46 protein-coding genes and 1 pseudogene are annotated in these 26,319 nt (G+C 52.6%); 40 read left to right on the top strand and 7 right to left on the bottom strand.

Annotation, left to right across the window (positions count from 1 at the left end; all coding sequences use genetic code 11):
- The 3 genes and pseudogenes from tuf to bfr all read left to right on the top strand — a co-directional run.
- A pseudogene (gene tuf / locus ACLH1I_RS25350) lies at positions 1–184 on the top strand (elongation factor Tu); the annotation flags it as partial.
- 180 nt (positions 185–364) lie between these two features.
- Positions 365–559 (top strand): bacterioferritin-associated ferredoxin, encoded by a 195-nt coding sequence (gene bfd, locus ACLH1I_RS25345; RefSeq protein WP_017900608.1) that lies wholly within the window; start codon positions 365–367, stop codon positions 557–559.
- Between the two features lie 73 nt (positions 560–632).
- On the top strand, positions 633–1,109 hold the full coding sequence (gene bfr, locus ACLH1I_RS25340) for a bacterioferritin (RefSeq protein ID WP_004206792.1): 477 nt from the start codon (positions 633–635) through the stop codon (positions 1,107–1,109).
- Here bfr and ACLH1I_RS25335 read toward each other — a convergent pair.
- Positions 1,093–1,578, bottom strand: a complete 486-nt coding sequence (locus ACLH1I_RS25335) for a prepilin peptidase (protein WP_151628441.1) — start codon at positions 1,576–1,578, stop codon at positions 1,093–1,095. The genes bfr and ACLH1I_RS25335 overlap by 17 nt on opposite strands.
- A 383-nt stretch (positions 1,579–1,961) precedes the next feature.
- On the opposite strand from ACLH1I_RS25335, the gene rpsJ reads away from it, so the two are divergent.
- The 31 genes from rpsJ (at position 1,962) to ACLH1I_RS25180 (ending at position 16,860) form a co-directional block, all read left to right on the top strand.
- Positions 1,962–2,273: a 30S ribosomal protein S10 gene (rpsJ, locus tag ACLH1I_RS25330; protein WP_001181005.1), complete on the top strand. Its 312-nt coding sequence runs from the start codon at positions 1,962–1,964 to the stop codon at positions 2,271–2,273.
- Between the two features lie 32 nt (positions 2,274–2,305).
- Entirely contained in the window at positions 2,306–2,935 is a 630-nt protein-coding gene (gene rplC / locus ACLH1I_RS25325) for a 50S ribosomal protein L3 (protein ID WP_002919796.1), read from the top strand.
- A 10-nt stretch (positions 2,936–2,945) separates the two neighbouring features.
- Positions 2,946–3,551, top strand: coding sequence for a 50S ribosomal protein L4 (rplD, locus tag ACLH1I_RS25320; protein ID WP_002919794.1), 606 nt, complete (start codon positions 2,946–2,948; stop codon positions 3,549–3,551).
- Entirely contained in the window at positions 3,548–3,850 is a 303-nt protein-coding gene (gene rplW / locus ACLH1I_RS25315) for a 50S ribosomal protein L23 (RefSeq protein ID WP_000617546.1), read from the top strand. The genes rplD and rplW overlap by 4 nt, the downstream gene beginning before the upstream one ends.
- A gap of 17 nt (positions 3,851–3,867) precedes the next feature.
- A complete protein-coding gene (gene rplB, locus ACLH1I_RS25310) occupies positions 3,868–4,689 on the top strand; it encodes a 50S ribosomal protein L2 (RefSeq protein WP_002919786.1) in 822 nt (273 codons plus the stop codon).
- 16 nt (positions 4,690–4,705) lie between these two features.
- Positions 4,706–4,984 carry a 30S ribosomal protein S19 gene (rpsS, locus tag ACLH1I_RS25305; protein WP_001138115.1) on the top strand — a complete coding sequence of 93 codons (279 nt, stop codon included), beginning with the start codon at positions 4,706–4,708 and terminating at the stop codon, positions 4,982–4,984.
- A 14-nt stretch (positions 4,985–4,998) separates the two neighbouring features.
- Positions 4,999–5,331, top strand: coding sequence for a 50S ribosomal protein L22 (rplV, locus tag ACLH1I_RS25300; protein WP_002919773.1), 333 nt, complete (start codon positions 4,999–5,001; stop codon positions 5,329–5,331).
- A gap of 17 nt (positions 5,332–5,348) precedes the next feature.
- A complete protein-coding gene (rpsC, locus tag ACLH1I_RS25295) occupies positions 5,349–6,047 on the top strand; it encodes a 30S ribosomal protein S3 (protein WP_002919766.1) in 699 nt (232 codons plus the stop codon).
- Between the two features lie 12 nt (positions 6,048–6,059).
- Positions 6,060–6,470 carry a 50S ribosomal protein L16 gene (rplP, locus tag ACLH1I_RS25290; protein WP_002919759.1) on the top strand — a complete coding sequence of 137 codons (411 nt, stop codon included), beginning with the start codon at positions 6,060–6,062 and terminating at the stop codon, positions 6,468–6,470.
- A complete protein-coding gene (gene rpmC / locus ACLH1I_RS25285; protein WP_002919754.1) occupies positions 6,470–6,661 on the top strand; it encodes a 50S ribosomal protein L29 in 192 nt (63 codons plus the stop codon). The genes rplP and rpmC overlap by 1 nt, the downstream gene beginning before the upstream one ends.
- The gene (gene rpsQ, locus ACLH1I_RS25280; protein WP_002919751.1) at positions 6,661–6,915 is read left to right on the top strand and encodes a 30S ribosomal protein S17; all 255 of its coding nucleotides are present in this window, start codon (positions 6,661–6,663) and stop codon (positions 6,913–6,915) included. The genes rpmC and rpsQ overlap by 1 nt, the downstream gene beginning before the upstream one ends.
- A gap of 165 nt (positions 6,916–7,080) precedes the next feature.
- Positions 7,081–7,452, top strand: coding sequence for a 50S ribosomal protein L14 (rplN, locus tag ACLH1I_RS25275; protein WP_002919748.1), 372 nt, complete (start codon positions 7,081–7,083; stop codon positions 7,450–7,452).
- Between the two features lie 10 nt (positions 7,453–7,462).
- A complete protein-coding gene (gene rplX, locus ACLH1I_RS25270; RefSeq protein WP_000729185.1) occupies positions 7,463–7,777 on the top strand; it encodes a 50S ribosomal protein L24 in 315 nt (104 codons plus the stop codon).
- Between the two features lie 14 nt (positions 7,778–7,791).
- On the top strand, positions 7,792–8,331 hold the full coding sequence (rplE, locus tag ACLH1I_RS25265) for a 50S ribosomal protein L5 (protein ID WP_001096200.1): 540 nt from the start codon (positions 7,792–7,794) through the stop codon (positions 8,329–8,331).
- 14 nt (positions 8,332–8,345) lie between these two features.
- Positions 8,346–8,651: a 30S ribosomal protein S14 gene (gene rpsN / locus ACLH1I_RS25260; RefSeq protein ID WP_002919667.1), complete on the top strand. Its 306-nt coding sequence runs from the start codon at positions 8,346–8,348 to the stop codon at positions 8,649–8,651.
- Positions 8,652–8,684: 33 nt separating this feature from the next.
- Positions 8,685–9,077, top strand: a complete 393-nt coding sequence (gene rpsH, locus ACLH1I_RS25255; RefSeq protein ID WP_002919665.1) for a 30S ribosomal protein S8 — start codon at positions 8,685–8,687, stop codon at positions 9,075–9,077.
- A gap of 12 nt (positions 9,078–9,089) precedes the next feature.
- Positions 9,090–9,623, top strand: a complete 534-nt coding sequence (rplF, locus tag ACLH1I_RS25250; protein ID WP_002919662.1) for a 50S ribosomal protein L6 — start codon at positions 9,090–9,092, stop codon at positions 9,621–9,623.
- Between the two features lie 9 nt (positions 9,624–9,632).
- The gene (gene rplR, locus ACLH1I_RS25245) at positions 9,633–9,986 is read left to right on the top strand and encodes a 50S ribosomal protein L18 (RefSeq protein ID WP_000358960.1); all 354 of its coding nucleotides are present in this window, start codon (positions 9,633–9,635) and stop codon (positions 9,984–9,986) included.
- Positions 9,987–10,000: 14 nt separating this feature from the next.
- Positions 10,001–10,504: a 30S ribosomal protein S5 gene (gene rpsE, locus ACLH1I_RS25240; RefSeq protein WP_002919545.1), complete on the top strand. Its 504-nt coding sequence runs from the start codon at positions 10,001–10,003 to the stop codon at positions 10,502–10,504.
- A gap of 3 nt (positions 10,505–10,507) precedes the next feature.
- The gene (rpmD, locus tag ACLH1I_RS25235) at positions 10,508–10,687 is read left to right on the top strand and encodes a 50S ribosomal protein L30 (RefSeq protein WP_001140434.1); all 180 of its coding nucleotides are present in this window, start codon (positions 10,508–10,510) and stop codon (positions 10,685–10,687) included.
- A gap of 3 nt (positions 10,688–10,690) precedes the next feature.
- Positions 10,691–11,125 (top strand): 50S ribosomal protein L15, encoded by a 435-nt coding sequence (rplO, locus tag ACLH1I_RS25230; RefSeq protein WP_002919516.1) that lies wholly within the window; start codon positions 10,691–10,693, stop codon positions 11,123–11,125.
- A 7-nt stretch (positions 11,126–11,132) separates the two neighbouring features.
- Positions 11,133–12,464, top strand: a complete 1,332-nt coding sequence (secY, locus tag ACLH1I_RS25225; protein ID WP_002919515.1) for a preprotein translocase subunit SecY — start codon at positions 11,133–11,135, stop codon at positions 12,462–12,464.
- A gap of 33 nt (positions 12,465–12,497) precedes the next feature.
- The gene (gene rpmJ / locus ACLH1I_RS25220) at positions 12,498–12,614 is read left to right on the top strand and encodes a 50S ribosomal protein L36 (RefSeq protein ID WP_000868187.1); all 117 of its coding nucleotides are present in this window, start codon (positions 12,498–12,500) and stop codon (positions 12,612–12,614) included.
- Positions 12,615–12,760: 146 nt separating this feature from the next.
- Positions 12,761–13,117, top strand: coding sequence for a 30S ribosomal protein S13 (gene rpsM / locus ACLH1I_RS25215; RefSeq protein ID WP_002919259.1), 357 nt, complete (start codon positions 12,761–12,763; stop codon positions 13,115–13,117).
- 16 nt (positions 13,118–13,133) lie between these two features.
- On the top strand, positions 13,134–13,523 hold the full coding sequence (rpsK, locus tag ACLH1I_RS25210; protein ID WP_002919257.1) for a 30S ribosomal protein S11: 390 nt from the start codon (positions 13,134–13,136) through the stop codon (positions 13,521–13,523).
- 33 nt (positions 13,524–13,556) lie between these two features.
- Complete coding sequence (gene rpsD, locus ACLH1I_RS25205) at positions 13,557–14,177, top strand: 30S ribosomal protein S4 (RefSeq protein ID WP_002919224.1); 621 nt, start codon at positions 13,557–13,559, stop codon at positions 14,175–14,177.
- A gap of 25 nt (positions 14,178–14,202) precedes the next feature.
- On the top strand, positions 14,203–15,192 hold the full coding sequence (locus tag ACLH1I_RS25200; RefSeq protein WP_002919219.1) for a DNA-directed RNA polymerase subunit alpha: 990 nt from the start codon (positions 14,203–14,205) through the stop codon (positions 15,190–15,192).
- 40 nt (positions 15,193–15,232) lie between these two features.
- The gene (rplQ, locus tag ACLH1I_RS25195) at positions 15,233–15,619 is read left to right on the top strand and encodes a 50S ribosomal protein L17 (protein ID WP_002919206.1); all 387 of its coding nucleotides are present in this window, start codon (positions 15,233–15,235) and stop codon (positions 15,617–15,619) included.
- 108 nt (positions 15,620–15,727) lie between these two features.
- The gene (locus ACLH1I_RS25190; protein WP_043523054.1) at positions 15,728–16,096 is read left to right on the top strand and encodes a DUF1992 domain-containing protein; all 369 of its coding nucleotides are present in this window, start codon (positions 15,728–15,730) and stop codon (positions 16,094–16,096) included.
- A 2-nt stretch (positions 16,097–16,098) separates the two neighbouring features.
- Entirely contained in the window at positions 16,099–16,524 is a 426-nt protein-coding gene (zntR, locus tag ACLH1I_RS25185; protein ID WP_004206796.1) for a Zn(2+)-responsive transcriptional regulator, read from the top strand.
- Positions 16,525–16,581: 57 nt separating this feature from the next.
- A complete protein-coding gene (locus ACLH1I_RS25180; protein ID WP_004206797.1) occupies positions 16,582–16,860 on the top strand; it encodes an alternative ribosome-rescue factor A in 279 nt (92 codons plus the stop codon).
- Here ACLH1I_RS25180 and mscL read toward each other — a convergent pair.
- The 5 genes from mscL to def all read right to left on the bottom strand — a co-directional run bounded on the left by mscL (position 16,796) and on the right by def (position 21,558).
- Positions 16,796–17,209, bottom strand: coding sequence for a large-conductance mechanosensitive channel protein MscL (gene mscL, locus ACLH1I_RS25175; protein ID WP_004206799.1), 414 nt, complete (start codon positions 17,207–17,209; stop codon positions 16,796–16,798). The genes ACLH1I_RS25180 and mscL overlap by 65 nt on opposite strands.
- A 139-nt stretch (positions 17,210–17,348) precedes the next feature.
- A complete protein-coding gene (trkA, locus tag ACLH1I_RS25170) occupies positions 17,349–18,725 on the bottom strand; it encodes a Trk system potassium transporter TrkA (RefSeq protein WP_002919153.1) in 1,377 nt (458 codons plus the stop codon).
- 13 nt (positions 18,726–18,738) lie between these two features.
- On the bottom strand, positions 18,739–20,034 hold the full coding sequence (gene rsmB, locus ACLH1I_RS25165) for a 16S rRNA (cytosine(967)-C(5))-methyltransferase RsmB (protein ID WP_087832904.1): 1,296 nt from the start codon (positions 20,032–20,034) through the stop codon (positions 18,739–18,741).
- Between the two features lie 52 nt (positions 20,035–20,086).
- The gene (fmt, locus tag ACLH1I_RS25160; protein WP_017900611.1) at positions 20,087–21,034 is read right to left on the bottom strand and encodes a methionyl-tRNA formyltransferase; all 948 of its coding nucleotides are present in this window, start codon (positions 21,032–21,034) and stop codon (positions 20,087–20,089) included.
- 14 nt (positions 21,035–21,048) lie between these two features.
- On the bottom strand, positions 21,049–21,558 hold the full coding sequence (gene def / locus ACLH1I_RS25155) for a peptide deformylase (RefSeq protein WP_004206802.1): 510 nt from the start codon (positions 21,556–21,558) through the stop codon (positions 21,049–21,051).
- Between the two features lie 128 nt (positions 21,559–21,686).
- On the opposite strand from def, the gene dprA reads away from it, so the two are divergent.
- The 6 genes from dprA to ACLH1I_RS25125 are packed head-to-tail and all read left to right on the top strand — an operon-like array spanning position 21,687 to position 25,478.
- The gene (gene dprA, locus ACLH1I_RS25150; RefSeq protein WP_032456674.1) at positions 21,687–22,811 is read left to right on the top strand and encodes a DNA-protecting protein DprA; all 1,125 of its coding nucleotides are present in this window, start codon (positions 21,687–21,689) and stop codon (positions 22,809–22,811) included.
- Entirely contained in the window at positions 22,783–23,256 is a 474-nt protein-coding gene (smg, locus tag ACLH1I_RS25145) for a DUF494 family protein Smg (RefSeq protein ID WP_002919137.1), read from the top strand. Before dprA ends, smg begins: the two co-directional genes overlap by 29 nt.
- A 26-nt stretch (positions 23,257–23,282) precedes the next feature.
- On the top strand, positions 23,283–23,825 hold the full coding sequence (locus tag ACLH1I_RS25140) for a type I DNA topoisomerase (protein ID WP_151628439.1): 543 nt from the start codon (positions 23,283–23,285) through the stop codon (positions 23,823–23,825).
- 4 nt (positions 23,826–23,829) lie between these two features.
- Entirely contained in the window at positions 23,830–24,402 is a 573-nt protein-coding gene (tsaC, locus tag ACLH1I_RS25135; RefSeq protein WP_119621152.1) for an L-threonylcarbamoyladenylate synthase type 1 TsaC, read from the top strand.
- A gap of 3 nt (positions 24,403–24,405) precedes the next feature.
- Complete coding sequence (gene aroE / locus ACLH1I_RS25130) at positions 24,406–25,224, top strand: shikimate dehydrogenase (protein WP_048295648.1); 819 nt, start codon at positions 24,406–24,408, stop codon at positions 25,222–25,224.
- On the top strand, positions 25,221–25,478 hold the full coding sequence (locus tag ACLH1I_RS25125) for a DUF1488 domain-containing protein (protein ID WP_043523043.1): 258 nt from the start codon (positions 25,221–25,223) through the stop codon (positions 25,476–25,478). Before aroE ends, ACLH1I_RS25125 begins: the two co-directional genes overlap by 4 nt.
- Here the strand turns inward: ACLH1I_RS25125 and ACLH1I_RS25120 are convergent.
- On the bottom strand, positions 25,454–26,008 hold the full coding sequence (locus tag ACLH1I_RS25120) for a gamma carbonic anhydrase family protein (protein WP_023319228.1): 555 nt from the start codon (positions 26,006–26,008) through the stop codon (positions 25,454–25,456). The genes ACLH1I_RS25125 and ACLH1I_RS25120 overlap by 25 nt on opposite strands.
- Between the last annotated feature and the right edge of the window lie 311 nt (positions 26,009–26,319).

The raw sequence follows: 26,319 nt of genomic DNA, 5'->3' as shown, positions 1-26,319 counted from the left end.
TACAACTGACGTGACTGGCACCATCGAACTGCCGGAAGGCGTAGAGATGGTAATGCCGGGCGACAACATCAAAATGGTTGTTACCCTGATCCACCCGATCGCGATGGACGACGGTCTGCGTTTCGCAATCCGTGAAGGCGGCCGTACCGTTGGCGCGGGCGTTGTAGCTAAAGTTCTGGGCTAATTCGTTAGCTTTGAATAAAAAAGGGCGCTTCGGCGCCCTTTTTGCTGTCCGTCGTTCAGCGAAAAAGGCGGTTATGCTGGCGATTCATAACGTGCGCTGCGGCGGATAATGAGTAAATGGTCTATTGTAATCATAACTATTCTCATTTAATATTTGTGCATAAATTGAACGGGAGTTTATATGTACGTTTGTTTGTGCAATGGCATCAGCGATAAAAAAATTCGCCAGGTTGTCCGCCAGTTTCAACCGCAATCTTTTCAGCAATTACGTAAGTTTGTTCCCGTTGGAAATCAATGCGGTAAGTGTGTTCGCGCGGCGCGGGAAGTTATGGAAGATGAATTAACCACCATGCCGGAATTCAAAGAAATCGCCTGAAGTCCACGCTTCTCTTTTGACATCCCTATAGGCCGGACTACGCTTCAATGAGTGGAAGCGGAGGGACTATATAATGAAAGGTGATGTCAAAATCATAAGTTATCTCAATAAATTATTGGGAAATGAGCTGGTCGCAATTAATCAGTACTTTCTCCATGCGAGAATGTTCAAAAACTGGGGCCTGATGCGCCTCAACGATATCGAGTACCACGAATCCATCGACGAAATGAAGCATGCCGATAAATACATCGAGCGTATTCTTTTTCTCGAAGGTATCCCTAATCTGCAGGATCTCGGCAAACTTGGCATCGGTGAAGATGTGGAAGAGATGCTGCAGTCCGATTTAAGACTGGAGCTGGAAGGGGCGCAAAATCTGCGCGAGGCGATCGCCTACGCCGACAGCGTCCATGACTACGTCAGCCGCGATATGATGATTGAGATCCTGGCGGATGAAGAAGGCCATATTGACTGGCTGGAAACCGAACTCGATCTGATCGGCAAAATCGGCCTGCAAAATTACCTGCAGTCGCAGATCAAAGTGTCAGACTAGCCAGCGTCTGACACCCGCACCAGAAACCCGCGGCCGCCAGAAATGGCCCAAACGGCAGCGGGTTGTTCCCCCTCCATTTACTGCTCACGCCGTACCTGGCGTGCAAACCTGATACTGCCCACACCGTGCCGGCGAGCAGCGATGCCACCAGTAGCAGCTGCGGCAACAATTGCCAGCCATGCCAGGCGCCTAGGGCGGCGAGATATTTGATATCCCCATACCCCAACCCCTCATAGCCGCGGATCCCGCGATATAGCCAGTAAAGCGCAGCCAAACACAGATAGCCGCCTATCGCCCCCCAGACGGCATCATGAAGCTGGTGCGGCGCCAGACAAAGATAAAAAAGTAAACCGCTCCACAGCAGGGGACAGGTGTAACGGTCGGGCAGCAGGCCGTGACGCAGGTCCTGGTGGCATAAGGCTAAGGTCAATCCGCTATAACACAGCAAGAAGGGGAGGGCGGCGAGCATGGTTAACCCCGTAATCGTCAAAGAACATCGCCTCACTATGCTTATTGACCCCCGTTTGGTGCAAAAAGGACTTTCCAGGAATGGATGGCGCCATCCGCGTTAATTTGCCGCGTTGTCGGTCCGTACAGTTCGCTGGCGCGAAGGCGCGCAAATCCTGGTGATGATTTTCTAAACAGCACTTGCGTAGCGCCAGAATTTGCGTATAATGCGCGGGCCTGTCAAAGTTGACGGCCGGTTCAATATGAACCCTGGTAATCGCAGTTGGGTTATCAAACAATGTCCCCAATCGGGGGGCTATGTAAGAACGGTTACACTCTCCCATCAATCGTAATGGGTATGAGGAGTAATCATTTCGTCTATAAAATAATTGGAGCTCTGGTCTCATGCAGAACCAAAGAATCCGTATCCGCCTGAAAGCGTTTGATCATCGTCTGATCGATCAATCAACCGCGGAAATCGTCGAGACTGCTAAGCGCACTGGTGCGCAAGTCCGTGGTCCGATCCCGCTGCCGACCCGCAAAGAGCGCTTTACCGTTCTGATCTCCCCGCACGTCAACAAAGACGCGCGTGACCAGTACGAAATTCGCACTCACAAGCGTCTGGTTGACATCGTTGAGCCAACTGAAAAAACCGTTGATGCTCTGATGCGTCTGGATCTGGCTGCCGGTGTAGACGTGCAGATCAGCCTGGGTTAATCAGGTCATCGAGCGATTGAGAGGTTGAAACAATGATTGGTTTAGTCGGTAAAAAAGTGGGCATGACCCGCATCTTCACTGAAGATGGCGTTTCTATCCCAGTAACCGTAATCGAAGTTGAAGCAAACCGTGTTACTCAGGTTAAAGACCTGGCTAACGATGGCTACCGCGCAATCCAGGTTACCACCGGTGCTAAAAAAGCTAACCGTGTAACCAAGCCGGAAGCGGGTCACTTCGCTAAAGCTGGCGTTGAAGCTGGCCGTGGTCTGTGGGAATTCCGTCTGGCTGACGGCGAAGAATTCACCGTAGGTCAGAACATTAGCGTTGAACTGTTTGCTGACGTTAAAAAAGTTGACGTAACCGGTACCTCTAAAGGTAAAGGTTTTGCTGGTACCGTTAAGCGCTGGAACTTCCGTACCCAGGACGCTACTCACGGTAACTCCTTGTCTCACCGCGTTCCGGGTTCTATCGGTCAGAACCAGACTCCGGGCAAAGTGTTCAAAGGCAAGAAAATGGCAGGTCAGCTGGGTAATGAGCGTGTAACCGTTCAGAGCCTGGACGTAGTACGTGTTGACGCTGAGCGCAACCTGCTGCTGGTTAAAGGTGCTGTCCCGGGTGCGACCGGTAGCGACCTGATCGTTAAACCAGCTGTGAAGGCGTGAGGAGATAGCAATGGAATTAGTATTGAAAGACGCGCAGAGCGCGCTGACTGTTTCCGAAACTACCTTCGGTCGTGATTTCAACGAAGCGCTGGTTCACCAGGTTGTTGTTGCTTATGCAGCTGGTGCGCGTCAGGGCACTCGTGCTCAGAAGACTCGTGCTGAAATCACTGGCTCCGGTAAAAAACCGTGGCGCCAGAAAGGTACCGGCCGTGCGCGTTCTGGTTCTATCAAGAGCCCGATCTGGCGTTCCGGTGGCGTGACCTTTGCTGCTCGTCCGCAGGACCACAGTCAAAAAGTTAACAAGAAGATGTACCGCGGCGCGCTGAAAAGCATCCTGTCCGAACTGGTACGTCAGGATCGTCTGATCGTTGTCGAGAAGTTCTCTGTTGAAGCGCCGAAAACTAAGCTGCTGGCACAGAAACTGAAAGACATGGCTCTGGAAGATGTGCTGATCATCACCGGTGAGCTGGACGAGAACCTGTTCCTGGCCGCACGTAACCTGCACAAGGTTGACGTACGTGATGCGAACGGTATCGACCCGGTTAGCCTGATCGCCTTCGACAAAGTCGTAATGACTGCTGATGCTGTTAAGCAAGTTGAGGAGATGCTGGCATGATTCGTGAAGAACGTCTGCTGAAGGTGCTGCGCGCACCGCACGTTTCTGAAAAAGCGTCTACTGCGATGGAAAAAACAAACACCATCGTTCTCAAAGTTGCTAAAGACGCGACCAAAGCAGAAATCAAAGCTGCTGTGCAGAAACTGTTTGAAGTCGAAGTCGAAGTCGTTAACACCCTGGTTGTTAAAGGGAAAGTTAAACGTCACGGACAGCGTATCGGTCGTCGTAGCGACTGGAAAAAAGCTTACGTCACCCTGAAAGAAGGCCAGAATCTGGACTTCGTTGGCGGCGCTGAGTAAGTCGGAGGAGTAATACAATGGCAGTTGTTAAATGTAAACCGACATCTCCGGGTCGTCGCCACGTCGTTAAAGTGGTTAACCCAGAGCTGCACAAGGGCAAACCTTTTGCTCCGTTGCTGGAAAAAAACAGCAAATCCGGTGGTCGTAACAACAATGGCCGTATCACCACCCGTCATATCGGTGGTGGCCACAAGCAGGCTTACCGTATTGTTGACTTCAAACGCAACAAAGATGGTATCCCGGCAGTTGTTGAACGTCTTGAGTACGATCCGAACCGCTCCGCGAACATCGCGCTGGTTCTGTACAAAGACGGCGAGCGCCGTTACATCCTGGCCCCGAAAGGCCTGAAAGCTGGCGACCAGATTCAGTCTGGCGTTGATGCTGCAATCAAAGCAGGCAACACCCTGCCGATGCGCAATATCCCGGTTGGTTCTACCGTTCATAACGTAGAAATGAAACCAGGTAAAGGCGGTCAGCTGGCTCGTTCCGCTGGTACTTACGTTCAGATCGTTGCTCGCGACGGTGCTTATGTCACCCTGCGTCTGCGTTCTGGTGAAATGCGTAAAGTCGAAGCAGACTGCCGCGCTACTCTGGGCGAAGTTGGCAATGCTGAGCATATGCTGCGCGTTCTGGGTAAAGCAGGTGCTGCACGCTGGCGTGGTGTTCGTCCTACCGTTCGCGGTACTGCGATGAACCCAGTAGACCACCCACATGGTGGTGGTGAAGGTCGTAACTTTGGTAAGCACCCGGTATCCCCGTGGGGCCTGCAGACCAAAGGTAAGAAGACCCGCAGCAACAAGCGTACTGATAAATTCATCGTACGTCGCCGTAGCAAATAATTTTAGAGGATAAGCCATGCCACGTTCTCTCAAGAAAGGTCCTTTTATTGACCTGCACTTGCTGAAGAAGGTAGAGAAAGCGGTGGAAAGCGGAGACAAGAAGCCCCTGCGCACTTGGTCCCGTCGTTCAACGATCTTTCCTAACATGATCGGTTTGACCATCGCTGTCCATAATGGTCGTCAGCACGTTCCAGTATTTGTTTCCGACGAAATGGTCGGTCACAAACTGGGTGAATTCGCACCGACTCGTACTTATCGCGGCCACGCTGCTGATAAAAAAGCGAAGAAGAAATAAGGTAGGAGGAAGAGATGGAAACTTTAGCTCAACATCGCCATGCTCGTTCTTCTGCTCAGAAGGTTCGCCTTGTAGCTGACCTGATTCGCGGTAAGAAAGTGTCGCAGGCCCTGGATATTCTGACCTACACCAACAAAAAAGCTGCTGTACTGGTCAAGAAGGTACTGGAATCTGCCATTGCTAACGCTGAACACAACGATGGCGCTGACATTGATGATCTGAAAGTTGCGAAAATTTTCGTAGACGAAGGCCCGAGCATGAAGCGCATTATGCCGCGTGCTAAAGGTCGTGCAGATCGCATCCTGAAGCGCACCAGCCACATCACTGTGGTTGTGTCCGATCGCTGAGACTCTGGAGACTAGCAATGGGTCAGAAAGTACATCCTAATGGTATTCGCCTGGGTATTGTCAAACCATGGAACTCTACCTGGTTCGCGAACACCAAAGAATTCGCTGACAACCTGGACAGCGATTTTAAAGTACGTCAGTTCCTGACTAAAGAACTGGCTAAAGCGTCTGTATCTCGCATCGTTATCGAGCGTCCGGCTAAGAGCATCCGTGTGACCATTCACACCGCTCGCCCGGGTATCGTTATCGGTAAGAAAGGCGAAGACGTAGAAAAACTGCGCAAGGTCGTAGCGGATATCGCTGGCGTACCTGCACAGATCAATATCGCCGAAGTTCGTAAACCTGAACTGGACGCAAAACTGGTTGCTGACAGCATCACTTCTCAGCTGGAACGTCGCGTTATGTTCCGTCGTGCGATGAAGCGTGCTGTACAGAACGCAATGCGTCTGGGCGCTAAAGGTATCAAAGTTGAAGTTAGCGGCCGTCTGGGCGGCGCGGAAATCGCACGTACCGAATGGTACCGTGAAGGTCGCGTACCGCTGCACACTCTGCGTGCTGACATCGACTACAACACCTCTGAAGCGCACACCACTTACGGTGTAATCGGCGTTAAGGTATGGATCTTCAAAGGTGAGATCCTGGGTGGTATGGCTGCTGTTGAACAACCGGAACCGGCTGCTCAACCTAAAAAGCAGCAGCGTAAAGGCCGTAAATAAGGAGCGTCGCTGATGTTACAACCAAAGCGTACAAAATTCCGTAAAGTGCACAAAGGCCGCAACCGTGGTCTGGCGCAGGGTACGGATGTTAGCTTCGGAACTTTCGGTCTGAAAGCTGTTGGCCGTGGTCGTCTGACTGCACGTCAGATCGAAGCAGCACGTCGTGCTATGACCCGTGCAGTTAAGCGTCAAGGTAAGATCTGGATCCGTGTATTCCCGGACAAACCGATCACCGAGAAGCCGCTGGAAGTTCGTATGGGTAAAGGTAAAGGTAACGTGGAGTACTGGGTTGCCTTGATTCAGCCGGGTAAAGTCCTGTATGAAATGGACGGTGTACCGGAAGAGCTGGCCCGTGAAGCATTCGGCCTGGCAGCAGCGAAACTGCCGATCAAAACCACCTTTGTAACTAAGACGGTGATGTAATGAAAGCAAAAGAGCTGCGTGAAAAAAGCGTTGAAGAGCTGAACGCTGAGCTGCTGAACCTGCTGCGTGAGCAGTTCAACCTGCGCATGCAGGCTGCAAGTGGCCAGCTGCAACAGACTCATCTGCTGAAGCAAGTGCGTCGTGATGTTGCACGCGTTAAGACTTTACTGACTCAGAAGGCGGGTGCGTAATGACCGATAAAATCCGTACTCTGCAAGGTCGCGTAGTTAGCGACAAAATGGAGAAATCCATTGTTGTTGCTATCGAACGTATGGTGAAACACCCGGTTTACGGCAAATTCATCAAACGTACGACCAAACTGCACGTACATGACGAGAACAACGAATGCGGTATCGGCGACAAGGTTGAAATCCGCGAATGCCGTCCGCTGTCCAAGACTAAGTCCTGGACGCTGGTTCGCGTTGTAGAGAAAGCGGTTCTGTAATAGAGTACGCATTCTCGATACGGATAAACGGCTCAGCGATGAGCCGTTTATTTTTTCTACCCATATCTGGTTTGTGGTGTTATAATGCCGCGCCCTCGATATGGGGCTTTTTAACGACCCTAATTTTCGGGTCTCAGTAGTAGTTGACATTAGCGGAGCACTAAAATGATCCAAGAACAGACTATGCTGAACGTCGCCGACAACTCCGGTGCACGTCGCGTAATGTGTATCAAGGTTCTGGGTGGCTCGCACCGTCGCTACGCAGGCGTAGGCGACATCATCAAGATCACCATCAAAGAAGCAATTCCGCGTGGTAAGGTCAAAAAAGGTGATGTGCTGAAGGCGGTAGTGGTGCGCACCAAGAAGGGTGTTCGTCGCCCGGACGGTTCTGTCATTCGCTTCGATGGTAATGCATGCGTTATTCTGAACAATAACAGCGAGCAGCCTATCGGTACGCGTATTTTTGGGCCGGTAACTCGTGAACTTCGTACCGAGAAGTTCATGAAAATTATCTCTCTGGCACCAGAAGTACTCTAAGGAGCGAATCATGGCAGCGAAAATCCGTCGTGATGACGAAGTTATCGTGTTAACCGGTAAAGATAAAGGTAAGCGCGGTAAAGTTAAGAATGTCCTGTCTTCCGGCAAGGTCATTGTTGAAGGTATCAACCTGGTTAAGAAACACCAGAAGCCGGTTCCGGCTCTGAACCAACCAGGCGGCATCGTTGAAAAAGAAGCTGCAATTCAGGTTTCTAACGTTGCAATCTTCAATGCGGCAACCGGCAAGGCTGACCGTGTAGGCTTTAGATTCGAAGACGGCAAAAAAGTCCGTTTCTTCAAGTCTAACAGCGAAACTATCAAGTAATTTGGAGTAGTACGATGGCGAAACTGCATGATTACTACAAAGACGAAGTAGTTAAGAAACTCATGACTGAGTTTAACTACAATTCTGTCATGCAAGTCCCTCGGGTCGAGAAGATCACCCTGAACATGGGTGTTGGTGAAGCGATCGCTGACAAGAAACTGCTGGATAACGCAGCAGCTGACCTGGCAGCAATCTCCGGTCAAAAACCGCTGATCACCAAAGCACGCAAATCAGTTGCAGGCTTCAAAATCCGTCAGGGCTATCCGATCGGCTGTAAAGTAACTCTGCGTGGCGAACGCATGTGGGAGTTCTTTGAGCGCCTGATCACTATTGCTGTACCGCGTATTCGTGACTTCCGCGGCCTGTCCGCTAAGTCTTTCGACGGTCGTGGCAACTACAGCATGGGTGTCCGTGAGCAGATCATCTTCCCAGAAATCGACTACGATAAAGTCGACCGCGTTCGTGGTTTGGATATTACCATTACCACTACTGCGAAATCTGACGAAGAAGGCCGTGCTCTGCTGGCTGCCTTTGACTTCCCGTTCCGCAAGTAAGGTAGGGTTACTTAATGGCTAAGCAATCAATGAAAGCACGCGAAGTAAAGCGCGTGGCTTTAGCTGATAAATTCTTCGCTAAACGCGCTGAACTGAAAGCTATCATCTCTGATGTGAACGCAACCGACGAAGATCGTTGGAATGCCGTTCTCAAGCTGCAGACTCTGCCGCGTGATTCCAGCCCGTCTCGTCAGCGTAACCGCTGCCGTCAAACAGGTCGTCCGCATGGTTTCCTGCGGAAGTTCGGGTTGAGCCGTATTAAGGTCCGTGAAGCCGCTATGCGCGGTGAAATCCCGGGTCTGAAAAAGGCTAGCTGGTAATTGTCACCAATTGAATCACGGGAGTAAAGACAGATGAGCATGCAAGATCCGATCGCGGATATGCTGACCCGTATCCGTAACGGTCAGGCCGCGAACAAAGCTGCGGTCACCATGCCTTCCTCCAAGCTGAAAGTGGCAATCGCCAACGTGCTGAAGGAAGAAGGTTTTATCGAAGATTTTAAAGTTGAAGGCGACACCAAGCCGGAACTGGAACTGACTCTTAAGTATTTCCAGGGTAAAGCTGTTGTAGAAAGCATTCAGCGTGTCAGCCGCCCAGGTCTGCGCATCTATAAGAAAAAAGATGAGCTGCCGAAAGTTATGGCCGGTCTGGGTATCGCAGTTGTTTCTACCTCTAAAGGTGTTATGACTGATCGTGCAGCGCGCCAGGCTGGTCTTGGTGGCGAAATTATCTGCTACGTAGCCTAATCGGAGGAAAAAATGTCTCGTGTTGCTAAAGCACCGGTCGTTGTTCCTGCCGGCGTTGATGTAAAAATCAACGGTCAGGTTATTACGATCAAAGGTAAAAACGGCGAGCTGACTCGTACTCTCAACGATGCTGTTGAAGTTAAACATGCAGATAATGCACTGACCTTCGGTCCGCGTGATGGTTACGCAGACGGTTGGGCTCAGGCTGGTACCGCGCGTGCCCTGCTGAACTCAATGGTTATCGGTGTTACCGAAGGCTTCACTAAGAAGCTGCAGCTGGTTGGTGTAGGTTATCGTGCAGCGGTCAAAGGGAATGTAGTAAACCTGGCTTTAGGTTTCTCTCACCCGGTTGATCATCAGCTGCCTGCGGGTATCACTGCAGAATGTCCGACTCAGACTGAAATCGTGCTGAAAGGCGCTGATAAGCAGGTGATCGGCCAGGTTGCAGCAGATCTGCGCGCCTACCGTCGTCCTGAGCCTTACAAAGGCAAGGGTGTTCGTTACGCCGACGAAGTCGTGCGTACCAAAGAGGCTAAGAAGAAGTAAGGTAACACTATGGATAAGAAATCTGCTCGTATCCGTCGTGCGACCCGCGCACGCCGCAAGCTCCAGGAGCTGGGCGCAACTCGCCTGGTGGTACATCGTACCCCGCGTCACATTTACGCACAGGTAATTGCACCGAATGGTTCTGAAGTTCTGGTAGCTGCTTCTACTGTAGAAAAAGCTATCGCTGAACAACTGAAGTACACCGGTAACAAAGACGCTGCTGCAGCTGTGGGTAAAGCTGTCGCTGAACGCGCTCTGGAAAAAGGCATCAAAGATGTTTCCTTTGACCGTTCCGGGTTCCAATATCATGGTCGTGTCCAGGCACTGGCAGATGCTGCCCGTGAAGCTGGCCTTCAGTTCTAAGGTAGAGGTGTAAGATGGCTCACATCGAAAAACAAGCTGGCGAACTGCAGGAAAAGCTGATCGCGGTAAACCGCGTATCTAAAACCGTTAAAGGTGGTCGTATTTTCTCCTTCACAGCTCTGACTGTAGTAGGCGATGGTAACGGTCGCGTTGGTTTTGGTTACGGTAAAGCGCGTGAAGTTCCAGCAGCGATCCAGAAAGCGATGGAAAAAGCCCGTCGCAATATGATTAACGTCGCGCTGAACCACGGCACCCTGCAGCACCCGGTTAAGGGTACTCACACGGGTTCTCGTGTATTCATGCAGCCGGCTTCCGAAGGTACCGGTATCATCGCCGGTGGTGCAATGCGCGCCGTTCTGGAAGTCGCTGGGGTTCGTAACGTTCTGGCTAAAGCGTATGGTTCCACCAACCCGATTAACGTGGTTCGTGCAACTATCGACGGTCTGGAAAACATGAAGTCCCCGGATATGGTCGCTGCCAAGCGTGGTAAATCCGTTGAAGAAATTCTGGGGAAATAAACCATGGCAAAGACTATTAAAATTACTCAAACCCGCAGTGCAATCGGTCGTCTGCCGAAACACAAGGCAACGCTGCTTGGCCTGGGTCTGCGTCGTATTGGTCACACCGTAGAGCGCGAGGATACTCCTGCTGTTCGTGGTATGGTCAACGCGGTTTCCTTCATGGTTAAAGTTGAGGAGTAAGAGATGCGTTTAAATACTCTGTCTCCGGCCGAAGGCTCCAAAAAGGCGGGTAAACGCCTGGGTCGTGGTATCGGTTCTGGCCTCGGTAAAACCGGTGGTCGTGGTCACAAAGGTCAGAAATCTCGTTCTGGCGGTGGCGTACGTCGCGGTTTCGAGGGTGGTCAGATGCCTCTGTACCGTCGTCTGCCGAAATTCGGCTTCACTTCTCGTAAAGCGATGATCACCGCAGAGATCCGTCTCTCCGATCTGGCTCACGTAGAAGGCGATGTAGTAGACCTGAACGCGCTGAAAGCGGCTAACATTATCGGTGTCCAGATCGAGTTCGCGAAAGTGATCCTGTCTGGTGAGGTAACTCGTCCGGTAACTGTTCGTGGCCTGCGTGTGACTAAAGGTGCTCGTGCTGCTATCGAAGCTGCTGGCGGTAAAATTGAGGAATAAGTAGCAGATGGCTAAACAACCGGGATTAGATTTTCAAAGTGCCAAAGGTGGCCTTGGCGAACTGAAACGCAGACTTCTGTTTGTGGTCGGTGCGCTGATAGTGTTCCGTATTGGCTCTTTTATTCCGATCCCTGGTATTGATGCCGCTGTACTTGCCAAACTGCTTGAGCAACAGCGAGGCACCATCATTGAAATGTTCAACATGTTCTCTGGTGGTGCTCTCAGCCGTGCTTCTATCTTTGCACTGGGGATTATGCCGTACATTTCGGCATCTATCATCGTGCAGCTGCTGACGGTGGTTTATCAACCGCTGGCAGAACTGAAGAAAGAAGGGGAGTCTGGTCGTCGTAAGATCAGCCAGTACACCCGCTACGGTACTCTGGTGCTGGCGATATTCCAGTCGATCGGTATTGCTACCGGTCTGCCGAATATGCCTGGTATGCAGGGCCTGGTGATTAATCCAGGCTTTGCATTCTATTTCACCGCTGTTGTCAGTCTGGTCACAGGGACTATGTTCCTGATGTGGCTCGGCGAACAGATCACTGAACGCGGTATCGGTAACGGTATCTCGATCATTATCTTCGCCGGTATCGTTGCGGGACTCCCGCCGGCCATCGCCCATACTATCGAGCAAGCGCGTCAAGGCGACCTGCACTTCCTCCTGTTGCTGTTGGTTGCAGTATTAGTATTTGCAGTGACCTTCTTTGTTGTATTCGTTGAACGTGGTCAACGCCGCATTGTGGTAAACTACGCGAAACGTCAACAGGGTCGTCGTGTCTATGCTGCACAGAGCACACATTTACCGCTGAAAGTGAATATGGCGGGGGTAATCCCGGCAATCTTCGCTTCCAGTATTATACTGTTCCCGGCAACCATCACGTCATGGTTCGGGGGTGGTACTGGTTGGAACTGGCTGACAACAATTTCGCTGTATTTGCAGCCTGGGCAACCGCTTTATGTGTTACTCTATGCGTCTGCAATCATCTTCTTCTGTTTCTTCTACACGGCGTTGGTTTTCAACCCGCGTGAAACAGCAGATAACCTGAAGAAGTCCGGTGCATTTGTACCAGGAATTCGTCCGGGAGAGCAAACGGCGAAGTATATCGATAAAGTGATGACTCGCCTGACTCTGGTTGGTGCGTTGTACATTACTTTTATCTGCCTGATCCCGGAGTTCATGCGTGACGCGATGAAAGTGCCGTTCTACTTCGGTGGGACCTCGCTGCTTATCGTTGTTGTCGTGATTATGGACTTTATGGCTCAAGTGCAAACTCTGATGATGTCCAGTCAGTATGAGTCTGCATTGAAGAAGGCGAACCTGAAAGGCTACGGCCGCTAAAACTGGTCGCCCGAGAAGTTACGGAGAGTAAAAATGAAAGTTCGTGCTTCCGTCAAGAAATTATGCCGTAACTGCAAAATCGTTAAGCGTGATGGCGTCATCCGTGTGATTTGCAGTGCCGAGCCGAAGCATAAACAGCGCCAAGGCTGATTTTTTCGCATATTTTTCTTGCAAAGTTGGATTGAGCTGGCTAGATTAGCCAGCCAATCTTTTGTATGTCTGTACGTTTCCATTTGAGTATCCTGAAAACGGGCTTTTCAGCATGGTGCGTACATATTAAATAGTAGGAGTGCATAGTGGCCCGTATAGCAGGCATTAACATTCCTGATCACAAACATACCGTAATCGCTTTAACCGCTATTTTCGGTATCGGCAAAACCCGTTCTAAAGCCATCTGCGCTGAAACGGGCATCGCTGAAAATGTTAAGATCAGTGAGCTGTCTGAAGAACAAATTGATATTCTGCGTGAAGCAGTAGGTAAATTTGTCGTTGAAGGTGATCTGCGCCGTGAAATCACCCTGAGCATCAAGCGTCTGATGGACCTTGGTTGCTACCGTGGTTTGCGTCATCGTCGTGGTCTCCCGGTTCGCGGTCAGCGTACCAAGACCAACGCACGTACCCGTAAGGGTCCGCGTAAACCGATCAAGAAATAATCGGGGTGATTGAATAATGGCAAAGGCACCAATTCGTGCACGTAAGCGTGTAAGAAAACAAGTCTCTGACGGCGTGGCTCATATCCATGCTTCTTTTAACAACACCATCGTTACCATTACTGATCGTCAGGGTAACGCACTGGGTTGGGCAACAGCCGGTGGTTCCGGTTTCCGTGGTTCTCGCAAATCCACTCCGTTCGCAGCTCAGGTTGCAGCAGAGCGTTGCGCAGAAGCCGTAAAAGAATACGGCATCAAGAATCTGGAAGTTATGGTCAAAGGTCCGGGTCCGGGTCGCGAATCTACCATTCGTGCACTGAACGCCGCTGGTTTCCGCATCACTAATATTACTGATGTGACTCCGATCCCTCATAACGGTTGTCGTCCGCCGAAAAAACGTCGCGTATAACGCTGCGTTTTCCAGGTTAGTTGGAGAAAGAAAATGGCAAGATATTTGGGTCCTAAGCTCAAGCTGAGCCGTCGTGAGGGCACCGACTTATTCCTTAAGTCTGGCGTTCGCGCGATCGATACCAAGTGTAAAATTGAACAAGCTCCTGGCCAGCACGGTGCGCGTAAGCCGCGTCTGTCTGACTATGGTGTGCAGTTGCGTGAAAAGCAAAAAGTTCGCCGTATGTACGGTGTGCTGGAGCGTCAGTTCCGTAACTACTATAAAGAAGCAGCACGTCTGAAAGGCAACACCGGTGAAAACCTGTTGGCTCTGCTGGAAGGTCGTCTGGACAACGTTGTATACCGTATGGGCTTCGGCGCCACTCGTGCTGAAGCACGCCAGCTGGTTAGCCACAAAGCGATTATGGTAAACGGTCGTGTTGTTAACATCGCTTCTTATCAGGTTAAAGCGAATGACGTTGTCAGCATTCGTGAGAAAGCGAAAAAGCAATCTCGCGTGAAAGCCGCTCTGGAGCTGGCTGAGCAGCGTGAAAAGCCAACCTGGCTGGAAGTTGATGCTGGCAAGATGGAAGGTACGTTCAAGCGTCAGCCGGAGCGTTCTGATCTGTCTGCGGACATTAACGAACACCTGATCGTCGAGCTTTACTCCAAGTAAAGCTTAGTACCAAAGAGAGGACACAATGCAGGGTTCTGTGACAGAGTTTCTAAAACCGCGCCTGGTCGATATCGAGCAAGTGAGTTCGACGCACGCCAAGGTGACCCTTGAGCCTTTAGAGCGTGGCTTCGGCCATACTCTGGGTAACGCACTGCGCCGTATTCTGCTCTCATCGATGCCGGGTTGCGCGGTGACCGAGGTTGAGATTGATGGTGTACTGCACGAGTACAGCACCAAAGAAGGCGTTCAGGAAGACATCCTTGAAATCCTGCTCAACCTGAAAGGGCTGGCGGTGAGAGTTCAGGGTAAAGATGAAGTCATCCTTACTTTGAATAAATCTGGCATTGGCCCTGTGACCGCAGCCGACATTACCCACGACGGTGATGTCGAAATCGTCAAGCCGCAGCACGTGATTTGCCACCTGACTGATGAGAACGCTGCTATCAGCATGCGTATCAAAGTTCAGCGCGGTCGCGGTTATGTGCCGGCTTCTGCCCGAATTCATTCGGAAGAAGATGAGCGCCCAATCGGCCGTCTGCTGGTCGACGCCTGCTACAGCCCTGTAGAGCGTATTGCCTACAATGTTGAAGCTGCGCGTGTAGAACAGCGTACCGACCTGGACAAGCTGGTCATCGAAATGGAAACCAACGGCACAATCGATCCTGAAGAGGCGATTCGTCGTGCGGCAACCATCCTGGCTGAACAACTGGAAGCTTTTGTTGACTTACGTGATGTACGTCAGCCAGAAGTGAAAGAAGAGAAACCAGAATTCGATCCGATCCTGCTGCGCCCTGTTGACGATCTGGAATTGACTGTCCGCTCTGCTAACTGCCTCAAGGCAGAAGCTATCCACTATATCGGTGATCTGGTACAGCGTACCGAGGTTGAGTTGCTGAAAACGCCGAACCTGGGTAAAAAATCTCTTACTGAGATTAAAGACGTGCTGGCTTCCCGTGGACTGTCTCTGGGCATGCGCCTGGAAAACTGGCCACCAGCAAGCATTGCTGACGAGTAACCGGATCACAGGTTAAGGTTTTACTGAGAAGGATAAGGTCATGCGCCATCGTAAGAGTGGTCGTCAACTGAACCGCAACAGCAGCCATCGCCAGGCTATGTTCCGTAACATGGCAGGTTCGCTGGTTCGTCATGAAATCATCAAGACGACCCTGCCGAAAGCGAAAGAACTGCGTCGCGTAGTTGAGCCGCTGATTACTCTTGCCAAGACTGATAGCGTTGCTAATCGTCGTCTGGCATTCGCCCGCACTCGTGACAACGAGATCGTGGCAAAACTGTTTAACGAGCTGGGCCCGCGTTTCGCGAGCCGCGCCGGTGGTTACACTCGCATTCTGAAGTGTGGCTTCCGTGCAGGCGACAACGCGCCGATGGCATACATCGAGCTGGTTGATCGTGCTGAGCCGAAAGCAGAAGCTGCTGCAGAGTAATCTGTAGTAACGTAAAAAAACCCGCCCCGGCGGGTTTTTTTATATCTACCTCATCCCCACTTCACTACAATATCTGTACTCTTTTTGTTCATCCCTCGGAGCCGTAGAATGTGGTTACTGGATCAGTGGGCAGAACGCCATATCCTCGATGCCCAAACCAAAGGCGAGTTCGATAATTTACCCGGTAGCGGCGAGCCGCTAACTCTCGATGACGATTCGCATGTACCGGCCGAGCTGCGGGCAGGCTATCGCCTTCTGAAGAATGCAGGGTGTCTTCCCCCGGAGCTGGAGCAGCGCAGAGAGGCGGTGGCTCTGGCAGACTTGCTTAAGGGTGTGCGTCAGGACGACCCGCGGCATGGCGAACTCAGCAAGCGCCTTGCTCTGCTCGAGCTTAAGCTGCGTCAGGCAGGACTGAACACCGACTTTTTACGCGGTGAGTACGCCGATGCGTTGCTGCATAAAATCAATCAGGAGTGAATATGTATCGTATTGGTGAGCTGGCAAAACTGGCTGATGTGACGCCAGATACCATCCGTTATTATGAAAAACAGCAAATGATGGATCATGACGTGCGCACTGAGGGGGGATTTCGTCTTTACTCGGATAACGATCTTCAGCGTCTGCGCTTTATTCGCTATGCCCGTCAGCTAGGCTTTACTCTGGAAGCGATCCGCGAATTATTGTCGATCCGTATCGATCCGGAACATCACACCTGTCAGGAGTCGAAAGGGATCGTTCAGGCGCGATTAAGCGAAGTTGAGGCGAGGATCAACGAGCTACAAACGATGCGTCGCTCTCTGCAACGGCTCAACGACGCCTGCTGCGGCACAGCTCACAGCAGCGTTTACTGTTCGATCCTCGAGGCCCTTGAGCAAGGCGCCAGTAACGGCAATGCCAGCCGTTGATTTTTTGTGCGCGCGGATCTACACTCGCGCGGAATTCACACATGTACTGGAGTTACCATGAGTCGCTATCAGCATACCAAAGGGCAAATTAAAGATAACGCCATTGAGGCACTTCTCCACGATCCATTATTCAGGCAGCGTGTAGAGAAGAACAAGAAAGGGAAGGGAAGCTATCAACGTAAAGATAAACATGCAGCAAGGATGGACCGGGAGGCCAGTGGCAAGCAAGCGAATCGCTTTTTTACCACTGGTCTTCTGCTTTCGCTGCTGATTAAGAACGCTTGTTTTGTTCTTTCAACAGATCGCGAATTTCGCTCAGCAGGACTTCTTCTTTAGAGGGCGCTGGCGGTGCCGCCGGAGCCTCTTCTTTCTTGCGATTTAACTTATTCATCAGTTTAATCGCCATGAAAATGGCAAATGCGACGATGATGAAATCGAAAACGTTCTGAATAAACACCCCATAGTGCATCACCACTGCCGGTACATCACCCTGGGCATCGCGCAGCGTGACGGCAAACTGTTTAAAATCGATCCCGCCAATCAACAGGCCGAGCGGCGGCATAATAATATCCGCGACCAGCGACGAAACAATTTTACCGAATGCTGCACCGATGATCACACCCACTGCCAAATCGACAACGTTCCCGCGCATCGCGAATTCGCGAAACTCTTTTAAAAAACTCATTTTATTCTCCTTGAGCCAGCTGACGTTGTAAGTTTAACAAATGTATTTTCATTTGCCATTCCCCGTAGAGCGTTACAGGAAAATATTAACCTTTGAATAATAAGGGATAATAAAAGGCGCCTGTTCGACGCCCTGGGAATTAGAGGAAGAAAGGGCTTGGCTGGAACAGCCTTTCTACATCGGAAATAAACTTTTTATCAGTCAAAAACATGATCACATGATCGCCCTGCTCGATGCGCAGATTATTATTGGCGATCATCACGTCATTCCCGCGCACGACGGCGCCAATGATCGTGCCTGGCGGAAGCTTGATCTCATCGATCGATCGCCCGACCACCCGCGAGGTACTCTCATCGCCGTGTGCCACTGCTTCGATCGCTTCCGCAACGCCGCGGCGCAGGGAGGAGACGCCGACAATATCGGCTTTACGAACATGGCTGAGGAGGGCGGAAATCGTGGCCTGCTGAGGCGATATCGCGATATCGATGACGCTACCCTGAACCAGATCCACATAGGCTCTACGCTGGATCAGCACCATCACTTTTTTGGCCCCCATTCGCTTGGCCAGCATCGCAGACATGATGTTTGCTTCGTCATCGTTAGTGACGGCAATAAACAGGTCCACCTGGTCAATATGCTCTTCGGCCAGCAGCTCCTGATCCGATGCATCACCGTAGAAGACGATAGTATGCTGCAGTTTTTCTGCCAGCTCAGCGGCTCGCTGCTGATTGCGCTCGATAAGCTTAACGCTGTAGTCTTTTTCCAGCTTATGGGCCAGGCCCGCGCCAATATTGCCGCCGCCGACCAACATGATGCGTTTATAAGGCTTCTCCAGACGCTGGAGTTCGCTCATGACCGCCCTAATATGCTGCGAGGCGGCAATAAAGAAGACTTCATCGCCGGCCTCGACAATCGTCGAACCCTGTGGGCGAATGGGGCGATCGTGGCGGAAAATAGCGGCCACGCGCGTATCGATATGCGGCATATGCTCACGCATGGTGGACAATGCATTACCCACCAGCGGACCACCGTAATAGGCTTTCACCACGGCGAGGCTGACTTTCCCTTCCGCGAAGTTCACGACCTGCAGCGCGCCGGGATATTCTATCAGGCGGTGAATATTGTCGATGACCAGCTGTTCCGGAGCGATTAAGTGATCGATGGGCACTGCTTCAGAATTGAAGAGCTTTTCCGCATCGCGGACGTAATCAGGCGCACGAATACGAGCAATACGGTTTGGCGTATTGAATAACGAATAGGCGACCTGGCAGGCCACCATGTTGGTTTCATCCGAACTGGTGACCGCCACCAGCATATCGGCATCATCGGCTCCTGCCTCGCGCAGTACGCGGGGGTGAGAACCGTGCCCCTGGACGACACGCAGGTCGAACTTATCCTGCAGGCTGCGCAGACGGTCGCCATTGGTATCAACCAGCGTAATATCATTGTTCTCGCCGACGAGGTTCTCCGCCAGCGTGCCGCCGACCTGGCCGGCGCCCAGAATAATAATCTTCATCTGCAGTGATCCATTAGTTGCGACGTTTGATTAGCTTAGCGTAAAAGAAGCCATCGCCTTCTTCCGCACCCGGCAGATTTTGCTGTCCCGGGCTTGCCGGCGTACCGGTTGCGTCAAGCTCCGCATCCGGGGTCCGCGCGAGGAAGGTGGCAATTTGCTGGCTATTCTCTTCCGGCAGAATAGAACAGGTAGCGTAAACCAACGTGCCGCCTGGTTTCAGATGCCCCCAGATGGCATTGAGGATCTCGGCCTGTAGCTGGGCTAAATCGGCGATATCCCGATCCCGGCGCAGCCATTTGATATCCGGATGGCGGCGAATAACACCGGTGGCGGAACAGGGGGCATCCAGCAGAATACGATCGAACTGCTCGCTGCCACACCACTGCTCAGGGAAGCGACCATCGCCCTGTTTGACTTCGGCTTTCATGCCCAGCCGTTTCAGGTTGTCATAGACGCGGGAAAGACGCTGTTCATCAATGTCCACCGCCATGACCTCAGCCTGGGGAGCGACCTCCAGAATATGCGTCGTCTTGCCGCCCGGCGCAGCGCAGAGATCAAGAATGCGCTCGCCGTTTTCCGGCTGCAGATAGCGCATGCAGCCCTGGGCCGAGGCATCCTGAACGGTTACCCATCCTTCGGCAAAACCCGGCAACGTATGGACCGGGGCAGGGGTGGCCAGACGCACGGCGTCGGGATAGTCAGGGTGGGTGAAACCTTCTAAACCGGCCTCTTTAAGCAGAGCAAGCCATTCATCTCGGGAATGATGGTTGCGGTTAACGCGCAGCCACATCGGCGGGCGCTGGTTGTTAGCGTCGACAATCTCCTGCCAGTGTTGCGGCCAGGCCTGCTGCAGACGCTTCAGCAGCCATTTGGGATGAAGGTAGCGGTTTTCCTGCCCGGCGAATTCTGCCAGTAGCTCTTCCTGTTGGCGCTGAAACTGGCGTAACACCCCATTGATCAGCCCTTTAAGCTGCGGGCGCTTAATCGCCACCGCGCCTTCTACCGTTTCAGCCAGCGCGGCGTGTGGAGGGATGCGGGTGTAGAGTAACTGATAGAGCCCAACCATAATCAGAAAGTGCACGGTGCGCTGTTTGCCGGTCATCGGACGCGCCATCAGCTTGCTGATAAGCCACTCCAGCTGGCTGAGCGTACGCAGTACGCCAAAACACAGCTCCTGCAGCAGCGCTTTGTCTTTATCGCTGACTTTTTGCTGTAGAGGGGGCAGGACGTTGCTTAAAGACTGACCTTTTTCAACGACTTGCTCGATAGCCTGGGCGGCCAGGCTGCGTAAATTTATATTCTTTTTCATAAGCGCAAAAATAAAAATGCCCGGCGAACCCGGGCTTCAGAAGAGACGACCGTCAGGCGAGACGGGTGCCAGGCGTAAACCACTCCCGGCGGGAATTGAGTAAATCCTGGGCGCTCATCGCTTTTTTACCCGCAGGCTGTAGCGATTCCAGACTGAGGATCCCATCGCCTGTGGCGACCTGGATACCCTGTTTGGTTGCTGCCACGATAGTACCTGGTTCGGCATGTGCGGCTTCGGCAATGACCGATGCCCGCCACACTTTTAGCGGCTGCCCGTCAATTTCCAGCCAGCTCATTGGCCACGGATTAAAGGCGCGGATGCAGCGCTCCAGCTGTGCGGCGGAAAGCGACCAGTCGATGCGAGCTTCTTCTTTACTCAGCTTCTCGGCGTGGCACACCAGCGATTCATCCTGTACTTCAGGCTGTGCGGTGCCGTTGGCCAGCTGGGCCAAAGTTGCCAGCAGACCTTGAGGGCCGAGCTCGGCCAGCTTATCGTACAGGCTGCCGCTGGTATCCTCTGCGGTAATGGGGCAGGAAAGCTTATACAGCATATCACCCGTATCAAGGCCGACGTCCATCTGCATGATGGTTACGCCTGTTTCGCTATCCCCCGCCCACAGCGAACGCTGGATTGGCGCTGCGCCACGCCAGCGCGGCAGCAGGGAGCCGTGAACGTTGATACAGCCCAGACGGGGCATCTCCAGCACCGCTTTCGGCAGAATCAAACCGTACGCCACCACCACCATAATATCGGCGCCGAGATCGGCGACTAATTGTTGGTTGTCCTGCGGACGCAGGGAGGATGGCTGGAATACAGGTAAGTTATGGGCTTCAGCCAGCACCTTTACCGGGCTCGGCATCAATTTTTTGCCGCGGCCAGCAGGGCGGTCTGGCTGAGTGAATACGCCAACAACCTGATGTTCAGACGACAACAGCGCGTCAAGATGACGCGCTGCAAAATCGGGGGTGCCGGCGAAAATGATACGTAGTGATTGTGACACGGTATTCCTTGTTATCAGGCACGGGAACGTAAACGATCCAGTTTCTCAACCTTCTGACGAATGCGCTGTTGTTTGAGCGGTGACAGATAATCAATAAACAGTTTGCCGACCAGATGATCCATCTCATGCTGAATACAGATAGCCAGCAGGCCATCGGCCTCCAGTTCAAATGGCTTACCGTCGCGATCCAGCGCGCGGATCTTCACTTTTTCCGCACGCGGCACCAGGGCGCGCTGTTCCGGAATAGACAGGCAGCCTTCTTCGATGCCGGTTTCGCCATCTTTTTCCAGCAGCTCCGGGTTGATTAACACCAGCTGCTCTTCACGATTTTCCGACACATCAATAACGATAATGCGCTGATGGATATCGACCTGGGTCGCGGCCAGACCAATGCCCTCCTCAGCGTACATGGTGTCGAACATATCATCGACGATACGCTGAATTTCCGCATTCACTTCTTTGACCGGCTCGGCGACTTTGCGAAGGCGCTCGTCCGGAATATGTAACACTTGCAAAACTGCCATAAAGTTCCAGAGTCGTATTCAGGAGTTGATAAGATTATTAGCTCTATTCTAGACAAAACACCCTGCAATTGACAGTCTCACTGTCCAATCGCAAAGATTGTCAATACCGCTTATGGCAGGGGGTAAGGATGACGCCTGACGAGATTTGGCTGCGGCTGATGAAGGTCAGTAGCTTGTATGGCGACAGGATGGTAGAGATCGCTCAGCGCTTATGCGCAGCCGCCAGCGTTGATCATGAAGCGCTGCATGCCGTCGGGATGACCGCGGCGCAGGCAACGTTATTTTTTCGGCTTGACGAGCATGAGCTTGACGAGACGCGGCGCTGGCTGGAACAACCGGATCATCATCTGTTACGGGGTGACGATCCGCGCTATCCATTGCGGTTAAAGGCTATCGCTGATTACCCCGGCGCGTTGCTGGTCAGCGGCGATCCCGCTCTGCTTCACAGCGCGCAGCTTGCCGTTATTGGCAGTCGCTTGCATTCCTGGTATGGCGCTCGCTGGGGGAAGCTGTTCAGCGAAACGTTGGCGCGTAAAGGGATGACTATCACCAGTGGGTTGGCGTTAGGCATTGATGGCGTCGCGCATCGCGGCGCGCTCGCGGCCGAGGGCAAAACCATCGCGGTACTGGGCAACGGACTGGGCCAGGTTTATCCGCGGCGCCATGCGAGCCTCGCCCAGCAGATCGTCGATAATGGCGGTGCGCTGGTGTCTGAATTTCCACTTATAACGCCGCCGCTTCCCGCGCATTTCCCCAGGCGCAACCGGATTATCAGCGGCCTGAGCCTGGGCGTGCTGGTGGTTGAGGCGGCATTGAGAAGCGGTTCGCTGGTTACCGTCCGCTGCGCTCTGGAACAGGGAAGGGATGTGTTTGCCCTGCCTGGGCCGATAGGCAATCCGGGATCGGAAGGCCCACACTGGTTAATTAAGCAAGGCGCGGTGCCGGTGACCTCGCCAGAGGATATTGTGGAATACTGGCACAACGAGCTGGCCTGGCTAACTGATACGTCTGATTCGATAAATAATTGCGCCGATCAGCCGTCTGTAGCATTGCCATTTCCGGAGCTCCTGGCTAACGTAGGAGATGAGGTAACACCTGTTGACGTTGTCGCTGAACGTGCCGGCCAATCTGTGCCAGTAACCGTAGCTCAGCTACTTGAACTGGAGTTAGCAGGCTGGATCGCAGCTGTACCCGGCGGCTATGTCCGATTAAGGAGGGCAAGCCATGTTCGACGTACTCATGTATTTGTTTGAAACTTACATCCATAGCGAAGCAGAAATGCGCGTGGATCAGGACAAACTGACGCGGGATCTTACCGACGCAGGTTTTGAGCGGGAAGATATCTATAACGCGTTAATGTGGCTCGAGAAACTGGCTGATTATCAGGAAGGTCTCGTTGAACCCATGCAGCTCGCTTCCGACCCGCTGTCGCTTCGGGTATATACCGAAGAGGAGTGCCAGCGTCTGGACGCCAGTTGCCGGGGGTTTTTACTCTTCCTCGAGCAGATTCAGGTGTTGAACCTCGAAACGCGAGAAATGGTGATAGAGCGCGTACTGGCGCTGGATACGGCAGAATTTGAGCTGGAGGACCTGAAATGGGTCATCCTGATGGTACTGTTCAATATTCCGGGCTGTGAAAACGCCTATCAGCAAATGGAAGAATTACTCTTCGAAGTAAATGAAGGTATGCTGCATTAATCTTTTTGCAGCAACATCGAGTTGTTATGACCAAATCAGCACTGTTTTCGGTGCGTAAAAATGAGCCCTGCCCACAGTGCGGGGCTGAACTGGTGATCCGTTCCGGGAGACATGGCCCGTTTCTCGGCTGTTCGCATTATCCGGACTGTGACTATATCCGTCCCCTGAAAAGTCAGGCTGACGGGCATGTCGTTAAGGTGCTGGAGGGGCAAGCATGCCCATCGTGCGGCGCGGTTATGGTGCTACGTCAGGGGCGTTTTGGGATGTTCATTGGCTGTAGCCGCTATCCGGAATGCGAACATACTGAGGTAATTGATAAACCAGATGAGACGGCTATTGCTTGCCCGCAGTGCGGACAAGGCCATCTGGTCCAGCGTCGTTCCCGTTTCGGTAAAACCTTTCACTCCTGCGATCGCTATCCTGATTGCCAGTTCGTTATCAATTTTAAACCGGTGGCGGGCGAATGCCCTGAATGCCATTACCCGCTGTTAATAGAAAAGAAGACGGCGCAGGGGCTCAGACGCTTCTGTGCCAGTAAACAATGTGGAAAGCCGATCCCGGCGGAATAAATCAGTGAACAATAACCTGCCCTCAGAAGCCGTCGCCCATGCCGTGGCGGTCCTGAATAATGAATATGTCATCGCCTATCCCACGGAAGCCGTTTTTGGCGTCGGCTGCGACCCTGACAGCGAAACGGCCGTTATGCGTCTGCTGGAGCTGAAGCAACGTCCTGTTGAGAAGGGATTGATCCTTATCGCCGCTAGCTTTGAGCAACTCAAGCCCTATATTGATGATTCACGGTTAAGTGATTCGCAGCGGGCAGCGATCTTTTCCTGCTGGCCAGGACCGGTGACGTTTGTATTCCCGGCGCGTCCTGAAACACCACGCTGGCTGACTGGTCGTTTTGATTCGCTGGCTGTACGCGTGACCAACCATCCGCTGGTGATTGAATTGTGCGAAGCCTACGGAAAACCGCTGGTCTCGACGAGCGCCAATCTCACCGGGCAACCGCCTTGCCGCACCACCGCAGAAGTCCGTGCTCAGTTTGGTGACAGCTTCCCGGTCGTGGATGGCGCTACGGGCGGACGGCAAAATCCATCTGAAATACGTGATGCCCTGACGGGTGAACTGTTCCGCCAGGGGTGAACCATGGAAACCTATGCTGTTTTTGGTAATCCGATCGCGCACAGCAAGTCGCCTTCTATTCACCAGCTGTTTGCCCGCCAGTTAGGGATTACCCATCCTTATGGACGTGTGCTGGCGCCGCTGGACGATTTTGTCTCTTCTCTCAATCAGTTTTTTGCGCAGGGAGGAAAGGGCGCCAATGTTACCGTTCCTTTTAAAGAAGAAGCCTTTGCGCGCGCGGATGAACTGACAGAACGCGCTGCGCTGGCGGGAGCGGTGAATACCCTGAAACGTCTCGAAGACGGGCGTTTGCTGGGCGACAACACGGACGGTATTGGTCTGCTGAGCGATCTGGAGCGTCTGGGATTCATTAAGCCACGCCAGCGGATCCTGCTTATCGGTGCCGGTGGCGCATCGCGTGGGGTGCTGCTGCCGCTGCTGTCGCTGGGATGTGCCGTCACGATCGTCAATCGCACCTACGCTCGTGCCCATGAGTTAGCCACGCTCTTCGCCCATACCGGCAGCGTCAGCGCAAGGGAGATGGATACCTTATCCGGGGAAACATTCGATCTGATCATCAATGCGACGTCCAGTGGAATAGACGGTGATGTACCGGCTATCCCGGCCTCTGTTGTCAACGCTGACATGTATTGCTATGACATGTTTTACCAGAAAGGGCCGACACCGTTTCTTCACTGGTGCCAGCAGCATGGCGCAACCCACTGTGCTGACGGGCTGGGAATGCTGGTGGCGCAAGCCGCCCATGCCGTTCTGCTATGGCACGGCGTCCTGCCGGCTATCACCCCGGTTATAGAAAGGCTGCAACAGGAACTGAATGCATGAATCAGGCGATTCAGTTTCCCGATCGGGAATCATGGGATGCCGAACGGCAGGGCGTGGTGTTTCCCGCGCTGGTTAATGGGATGCAATTAACCTGCGCAATTTCAGGGCAGATCCTGCAGCAGCGTTTTGGCGCAGAGGGGCCAGCGCAGTGGCTGGCCGCATTCCAGGAACATCGTTGGGATCTTGAGGAAGAGGCAGAGGCATTGATCCGCGATAATCAGGAGGATGCTCAGGGTTGGGTCTGGCTCTCCTGATCCAGATATTCATCTTTCCATTTCACATAGTTATTTGCTGAATACTTAAGGCCTTCCCGCTCCGCCTCTGTCAGGGGGCGGATCTGTTTGACCGGATTGCCAAAGTAAAGGAAGCCGCTTTCCAGCTGTTTGTTCTGCGGTACGAGACTTCCCGCGCCAATCATGACGTCATCGCCAACGACGACACCATCTAATAAGATCGAACCCATACCAACCAGTACGCGGTTGCCGATAGTGCAGCCGTGCAGCATCACTTTGTGGCCAACCGTCACATCCTCTCCAATGATCAGTGGATTTCCCTCAGGCTTGTAAGAGGATTTATGGGTCACGTGTAGAACGCTGCCGTCCTGAATATTGCTGCGTTGACCTATCGATACATAGTTGACGTCGCCGCGAATGGCTACCAGAGGCCAGACGCTGACGTCATCGGCAATTCTGACATCACCGATAACGACGCTGGATGCGTCAATCATGACGCGAAGACCGATTTGCGGGAAAAATGCTTTATAGGGGCGCAGTTGAGCAGACATGTTGACCTCAAAAATAGGGGAGCGTAAGAAGACTTTGGTGGCTTTTATCTCGCTCTGCAACCCCTGAAAACGGTGAAAATTGAGCAAATCGTGCAATTACACGGCGAAAAGGGTGAAAAATCACCATTCAGAAAAAAAGATCGAAAAAAGGCTTGTGCAAAAAAATGGGATCCCTATAATGCGCACCCACTGACACGGCAGATGTGAATCACTTCACACAAACAGCCGGTTCGGTTGAAGAGAAAAATCCTGAAAAACGGGTTGACTCTGAAAGAGGAAAGCGTAATATACGCCACCTCGCGACAGAGCGC

The organism is Klebsiella sp. 1SOBk10mer, assembly GCF_046602535.1.
GTDB lineage: Bacteria > Pseudomonadota > Gammaproteobacteria > Enterobacterales > Enterobacteriaceae > Klebsiella > Klebsiella quasipneumoniae.
Note: the sequence above shows the minus strand (reverse complement) of the source record. Positions and strands in the feature narration are given on the sequence as shown.